The organism is Escherichia sp. E1130 (assembly GCF_005781065.1).
GTDB lineage: Bacteria > Pseudomonadota > Gammaproteobacteria > Enterobacterales > Enterobacteriaceae > Escherichia.
Genome location: NZ_VATL01000048.1, coordinates 1 through 2,677 on the forward strand (window position 1 = coordinate 1; position 2,677 = coordinate 2,677).

Annotated in this window: 3 protein-coding genes and 1 pseudogene; all 4 read right to left on the minus strand. The window is 54.6% G+C overall.

Translation table 11 applies throughout. The features are described 5' to 3' along the window. Nucleotides 1-205 precede the first annotated feature (205 nt). Entirely contained in the window at nucleotides 206-340 is a 135-nt protein-coding gene (locus tag FEK66_RS24610) for a type I toxin-antitoxin system Hok family toxin (RefSeq protein WP_227507375.1), read from the minus strand. Beyond that, a pseudogene (locus FEK66_RS26330) lies at nucleotides 276-620 on the minus strand (DUF5431 family protein); the annotation flags it as partial. The gene FEK66_RS24610 and the pseudogene FEK66_RS26330, both read right to left, overlap by 65 nt. Continuing rightward, a complete protein-coding gene (locus FEK66_RS24615) occupies nucleotides 586-1,386 on the minus strand; it encodes a plasmid SOS inhibition protein A (protein ID WP_276609515.1) in 801 nt (266 codons plus the stop codon). The pseudogene FEK66_RS26330 and the gene FEK66_RS24615, both read right to left, overlap by 35 nt. Next, nucleotides 1,347-2,677 (minus strand): DGQHR domain-containing protein (locus tag FEK66_RS24620; protein WP_205714138.1); only part of this gene is annotated, 1,331 nt, incomplete at its 5' end. The genes FEK66_RS24615 and FEK66_RS24620, both read right to left, overlap by 40 nt.

Genomic DNA, 2,677 nt, shown 5'->3' on the forward strand with positions numbered 1-2,677 from the left:
GCTTTCCTCAGCGGCCGCCATCGGCGGCCAGTGAAAGCGGCGCTGCCGGCACGGCAGCTGCGAGCGCTGGGCTCAAAATCGGAGGTCAGGAAAAGTAAAAGGGACTGCCCGATTGCTCAGACAGTCCCTTCAAAAAGGCGCTTCAGGTGCAGAACGCAACACTATCAGCCTGAAAAGCGGGGGGTTCCCCCCCCGCTCCAGGTTCCTACTTACCAGATTCGTAAGCCAGAGTTGCAGCAACCTCCCTGTTTCCATCCTTTAGCCGGAGCTCGCACAGGCGGGACCGGGTCAGGAGCGTGAATATCAGCAGTGTGAGACACACTATCAGTACACACCAGATTACAGGTTGTTGCGGCAATTTCATGGCTTGCTTCTCCTTGCACTAGGCACGGTAAGAGGCTATCCTGATGGTGTCGAATCATGCAGGGGCCTCGGTTAATGAAAATTAACTGGGGCTTTTGTCTTTCTGCCACACGACACCCAAACCACTGAAACATCATGAGGCAAAAAGCCTCAAGCGCCACGGTCATTATACCGCCACTAGTACCATTCTGACCAGGAATAACCGTTGAAAACCACGGTAATTCAGCGACCTGCATACTCCAGTTTATTCGGCACATAAAGCCTTTCCTGCGCCCGGATCACTTCGGGTGTTTCCCTGACAATCGCTGCCAGATTCAGGACGATTGCGGCTATGCTATCGTGGCTGTAGCGCAGCCAGTCCAGCTCCCGCAGGGAAGGAAAGCGAGCCTGCCAGTGCCAGAACATGCCCAGCCATTCAGCCTCTTCCAGCTCCTGATGCCGCTTATTCCACTGACAGAATGTGTCAGGACTCTGGAAGTTAAGGTCAATGGCGGCCAGCTGCACAACACGGTGATACTGTATTGCTGCCTGCTCGCGCTGCCGTTCCCACTGGCGACGCGTTTTCACACTGTACTTATGGCCGCTGAGACTGGCCCGCTGCCGAGCACGCTCCATCTGCTGAAATTCCACTTCCGGGAACAACCAGTGCCGTACCGAACTGCTTAAAGGCGTGGGACAGTATTGCCCCCGCGTCCTGATCAGGGTATCAAACGCCATTTCATAGTCACTCAGTGTTGCCAGCCTCTCGCGGGGGTCCCAGATAATGCCGGTGACAGCGCGAAGTGCTTTTCCGGAAACCTTTCCGCGTCCCGTCAGGCGACGGAAAAAGGCCGAGGCATAGGGATATAAGCTGAACCTCCGTTCACTGGCCCCGCTCTCCACATCATCGATCGCCTGTATTGCAGCCTGACGTTCGGGATTAAGTGGCACCAGAGACAGGTGGTTCGGGATACTGCCGCCCGTTCGGGCGGCCTCCTTCCTGTTTACTGTTGCTCGGGCAGTGGGAACTGTTCGCTCATCCACGCCCGCAGACGGCGCATGTTGGCAAATACGGGTTTCATTGACGTCTCTGACAGGGCAAGGCGTTCCGGTAGTGCAATTTTCAGCATTGCCAGATCGAGCTTTTTTTCCTCTGCCACCTTTGCGATTTTTTCAGCCATCTCTGCGACCTGTTCATCGCTGACGTCCTCATCAAAAGAAGGGCGCAACCAGGCGTGAGGATGTTCCGTACTCATGCCAAACACGTTCAGTAGCTTTTCGGCAGCGCGGTTCTGGGCCGGTGTATCGCATTTGATGGTATCGGTCTCCGGATCAACACATACGCCGTACCACTCCGCGTGGGCAAAAGGCTGAAGAGCTTCAATACAGGCTGTTGTCCTATGATTGAGCATTTCGGCAATGGCTCCGGCATCATGATTTTCAAGCATCATGGCAGTTGCGATGCCGATGGCGTTGATCATAACGCCGTGCGTACCGATATGACGCGTGCGATACATTGCAGGACCGATGTTCTCTGCCAGCCATTCCCAGTGCAGCGCAACGCTCCACGCTTTCCAGAGGCGCAATGCGTCATTGCGAAGCGCATCGGTAATTTCATCACCTGCCCGCAGACCAAACATTTTGCGGGTCGCATCGTGAAGCGCCTTAAAACTGATTAACAGATCGCTTTTGGCTGGCACAACGTTATGCTCATAGTCTACGCGGCCGCGTAGCGCAGGTGTGTCACTGACAATCTGGCGAACCAGAGCGTTAAGAGGATCTTTGTGGTTGTAGGCCATAGAAATAGCCGTTGCCGGTTTGCTGGCATTGTTATTGATATCGGAGAAAAACTGCTGGCGCGTCTCAAGAGGAAGCCCCACAGTGAGCAGTAGTGTGATGGTATCCGGAGAATCTTTACGCGCGCTGATATAATCAATGATGCCGCGAGAACGGGTCTGCCCGTCAAACAAACGGATATCCGCATCCATCGAGATGAAAAGCGTTCCCAGACCGCCCTTAACTCCCGTCGCCTCTTCAAAGCGAACCATCCCGTCGATGTTACCAACCAGCGTCGGCACGATGTAGTCCGTTTTCTGGTCATAGCCGGTCGTCAGGTAGCGATTGATCTTTTTAGCACGGCCCAGATGAACCTCGCGCTGGGAACGAGACATCACATCACCGGCGTCATCAAACGCCATAATACGCTTCAGCATGTTCATCGGTGCGCACAACATGTACTGCACGCGTCCACCCTGCTGGCATTGAATAGCCGGGAACTCAAAGAAAAATTCGTGGGTCTGGTTTGTCATCGTGGCCTCCTTCGGCTTCTTTCTGG